Annotated in this window: 5 protein-coding genes and 1 pseudogene; all 6 read left to right on the top strand. The window is 37.8% G+C overall.

Annotation, left to right across the window (positions count from 1 at the left end):
- Positions 1-615, top strand: a 615-nt coding sequence (locus WNY79_RS20675) for a hypothetical protein (protein ID WP_342876782.1), incomplete at its 5' end; no start/stop codon positions are given.
- Positions 616-623: 8 nt separating this feature from the next.
- Positions 624-1,370, top strand: a complete 747-nt coding sequence (locus WNY79_RS20670; RefSeq protein ID WP_342876781.1) for a PoNe immunity protein domain-containing protein — start codon at positions 624-626, stop codon at positions 1,368-1,370.
- A gap of 5 nt (positions 1,371-1,375) precedes the next feature.
- Positions 1,376-2,182: a PoNe immunity protein domain-containing protein gene (locus tag WNY79_RS20665; RefSeq protein WP_182749967.1), complete on the top strand. Its 807-nt coding sequence runs from the start codon at positions 1,376-1,378 to the stop codon at positions 2,180-2,182.
- 9 nt (positions 2,183-2,191) lie between these two features.
- Positions 2,192-2,536: an immunity protein YezG family protein gene (locus WNY79_RS20660; protein ID WP_342876780.1), complete on the top strand. Its 345-nt coding sequence runs from the start codon at positions 2,192-2,194 to the stop codon at positions 2,534-2,536.
- 292 nt (positions 2,537-2,828) lie between these two features.
- On the top strand, positions 2,829-3,365 hold the full coding sequence (locus WNY79_RS20655) for a DUF4303 domain-containing protein (protein ID WP_342876779.1): 537 nt from the start codon (positions 2,829-2,831) through the stop codon (positions 3,363-3,365).
- An 85-nt stretch (positions 3,366-3,450) separates the two neighbouring features.
- Positions 3,451-3,771 (top strand): annotated as a pseudogene (locus WNY79_RS20650) (DUF600 domain-containing protein).
- The last annotated feature ends 387 nt before the right edge of the window (positions 3,772-4,158 follow it).

Genomic DNA, 4,158 nt, shown 5'->3' with positions numbered 1-4,158 from the left:
GCCAGTGAAATTGGCAATCGCGTAAACAAAGCCCTTGATGAATTCGAGCCGCCGAAAAGCACCGGTATTGTGGGTAAACCCAAAAAGAGCGTTGCGAATGAATTAGATGCGCCAATTAGTAATGAGCTTAAAGGGGCTAAAGCAGCGAATCGCTTAAACCTGAAAACACCTGATGATTTTAAAGATATGTTTAAATCACTTAATCATAGAAAAGCAGCCGCAGGTGAATATAATGCCCATGCGTTAATGACCTCAAAAAACTATAAACCCATCGGTAATACAAATGGTCAGTATAAAATGGGCGAAACGGGCATTGATGGTATTTACTCTCATATAGGCCCGCCACCAAAAACAGCCATTACTGAAGCCAAGTACAACAAAGCCAGGCAAGGAATGACTGGTGACGGCAAGCAAATGAGCGATGATTGGGTTACTGATAAACGCTTACAAAAAGCAGGACTAAGCAGGAAAGAACGAGCAAAAATTTTGAAAGCAATACGTACAAATGACGGCTCAGTTGAAAAGATACTAATTCGCAATAAACCTGACGGTAATTTATTAGTTAAAGAGCTAAATAAGCAAGGTAATATCATTGGGACACCCCAAGGATTTTAGGAGTAGAAATGTTAAGAGATAAATTAAAAAGCAAAGCTTACTTTGATGAACAAGTAGAATTTAGTATAGAAACTATCGAAGATTACTTAAATGATGTTAAACATAACAATGAGTTTTCTGCAGAAGTTAAAATGAAATTATCTTTTGGGTTGGTTGATTATGTAGTTCGTTTGCTTCACGAACGCTACTCCCGCGGAGACAATTTAACTGAGCTTAAACCTCATTTACTTGAAGCACTTGAATACCGTCAATGGCAAAAAAACTATGCCGATTCCTTGCCTGCAAATGAACAAAAAGATCGCATTGGATGGGAGGAAATTCGCACTGACTATCTTGAAAACTGGCTCGACTGGCTCGCTTTTGCTTATTGTTTAGATATGGGTGATAGCTATTACACGCAGGCTCTTGAATTAATCGCTAATCAAGGACTTGATGTATTGTTCGACTCTATTGCATTGAAAATGGGCGACACTGAACGAACAGTTTCTAATGATTTATTATTCAAAAAACGATTTAAAAAGCTACACGATGTCATTGCAGCAGACATTGAGCAACAACCTTCTTTAATGAAAGCATACCTCGATGCATGGTATAAACTGATAGATTCACCTGACTATCATTTAATGGATACGGATGCCTACATTGGGTATTGGAGCTGGGAAGCAGCTTTAGTCGTTAAACTTTATAATATTGACGACAGTAGCTTTATTGACCACCCGTATTACCCTAAAGATTTAGTTCACTTTAAAGGATGACATGGATGTTACGTGATAACCGTCAGGATGAAGGCTACTTTCAAACACTTACGAGTGACCTTGATGAAGCTCTAACTGAAACACAAGCCGCACTCGACGACGCTGTATTTACCTCCCCTACTCAGCGCGTTGATGTGGCTCAGAGATTGTTTCAACTAGCGATTATGCGAGCTGTAGCGCATTATTCTTATGGTGCCTCGATTGATGAACTACGCCCTTTTGTACTCGCTATTTTACCTTATCGTGAACAGCTCACCTTGGTAGCTAATAACATTCCACAACCCCATCAGTTTTACCGTGTTGATTTTGAGCAACTTGGCGGCGCTGGCGAGGCATGTGGCTCTGCGAATATAAATCGCTATATTTATACGCTTTGGTGGCTGTCGTTGCTAGTTGCCTGCGATGCGCCCACTGAGCATATTAGTAAAACGCTTGATGTCATTGGTGAACAAGGTAAAGATGCATTATTTGATGCTATTGCCGTAAAGCTCGGTGATTCACAGCGCCCTATGGCAAAGACCCTCTATTACCCTGATGTTTACCAGTGTTTGTTTGACGCCTTTAGTCTTGATAAAAATACGCAAGCACAGAAGCTAAACCAGTTTATATCGCAGTGGTATGCCCAACTTGATGATGCCGACTGGCACGGCAACCATGAATGTGATTGTGAATTTGAATATACTGATTATTACATTGGCTACTGGTGTTTAGAGCATGCATTAGTGGCAAACTTACTTGGTATAACTAAAACACAGCTTACGCCACACCCAATGCTAGCCAATGATTTAATACGTAATAAACCTGAGCGCTAAGGATAGCTAATGCAACCTGACATTAAAAACATCCCGCAACACCTAGGTCAGTATCTTTATCAAAAAATTGATGCTCCGTGGCTTGAAGCACAGCTTATTTTAGATTGTGAGAATAATAGTGTGGTTACCTGCAAAGCTCACTTTATTAAAGCAGATGACGAAACACAGCATGCAATCATAGTATCTGAAAATATAACTGAGTTATTTAAAACATTATTTGACCACGCCATTAAAAATGAAGTGGAAAATTGGCAGCGCGCTATTTTTACTATCACTCGCCAAGGTCAATTTAACTTAAACTTTGAGCGCGATAATAATGATGAAGAAGTAATTACTGCTGTTCAAACGCATTAAGTATTAATGTAACCCGCTCTTTAACAACACGGATGTTGTGAGGCTAGGCGCTATAACTTTTAAAGCATAGCGCCCTAGCCTTTCAAGTAATGACTGCTTTTTACGGTTAACGGCCTCATTTACTTCTCATTCCTTTCTCTTTATGCAATATGTTTTTTGAGTAAATTATTCACAAAGAGAGCTAGAGGCGCTGCGCTTAAAGAGTAAAGGTATCATTAGGTGTCTAGCAAACTATTGGAAGTCCACTCAAAGTATTAGAGCAATGGGCAACAATATCGAAAGGTAGAACAATATGAATCTTGAACAAGAAAAAAATCAACTTGTCGAAGGCCTAAGTCATATTTATAAAGCGCTCTTGAAAAAATTAATTACTGAAAAAAAGGACTTTAATACAATAGCAGTTCATTGTGGCTCTGGTTTTAGCGCGTTTGGTTTTTCTTGGAATTCTAAGCATTATTTAGAAAAGAAAAAAGAAAAGTTTCCTGAAAATGATTGGCCTACACTCAAATATTCAGTATCTGAGTGGGAAAATATTTTTTATAAATATAAGAGCTTTAACGAAATCAATGAAAGAATAGAAGAAATATTTGATGACCTATATAGTGAAGATCTAACTGATGCACAGATAACACAATTTTTTAGCGAGATAGTACTTGAGGTGGTCTTAGATATTAAAAAAGCAGTTTCTGGTCACGCCAATACATTTATCTCGTTACAGTTTAGCGACCCTAGTGATAAAGAAATCGATTTAATGCAAAAAATCACCCAACTAACAACTGATGGATATAGAAATCCTGAATTTGAAAACTACTTAGAAAAAATAAAATAATTTGTAATAAATTCATATAATAGTTATTGCGGTCTAATCTAATTAAAATAATTTCTAACGCTAAGGACAGCCAATGTAACCCGAGATTAAAAACATCCCCAAACACCTCGGTCAGTACCTTTATCAGCAAATAGATGAGTAGTGGCTTGAAGCTCATATTATTTTAGATTGCGAAAATAATAGTGTGGTTACCTGCAAAGCCCACTTTATTAAAGCAGATGACGGAACACAGCATGCAATCATAGTATCTGAAAATATAACTGAGTTATTTAAAACATTATTTGACCATGCTATTAAAAACGAAGTTGAGGATTGGCAGCGCGCTATTTTTACTATCACTCGCCAAGGTCAGTTTAATTTAAACTTTGAGCGCGATAATAATGAAGAAGTAATAGCCGCTGTTTAAACACATTAAGTATTAATTTAACCGCTCTTTAACAACACGGATGTTGTAAAGCTAGGCGCTATAAATTAGCGCCTTAGTCTTTCACATAATGGCTGCTTTATATGGTTAACGCCCTCATTTACTTCTCATTCTTTTCTCTTTGTGCAAAAAATATTTTAAATGAATTATTCACAAAGAGGTTTAGAGGCGCTGCGCTTAAAGAGTAAATGCTTAATGTGACAACTAGCTTGAAAAACTCCGAACTAATGGCCTACGTTTGTACAAACTAATAACAGTATTGATATTACCAGCTCCGGCCGTGGCGATTTAATTATTCACAACGCGGGCGGCGAGATAAAGCTCGACAGCCAAGGCAATGTTGATATTACCGCCACTAACGTACTCACA

Source organism: Pseudoalteromonas sp. AS84 (assembly GCF_038900255.1).
In the GTDB taxonomy this organism is placed as follows: domain Bacteria; phylum Pseudomonadota; class Gammaproteobacteria; order Enterobacterales; family Alteromonadaceae; genus Pseudoalteromonas.
This window is presented reverse-complemented; position numbering and strand designations above follow the sequence as displayed.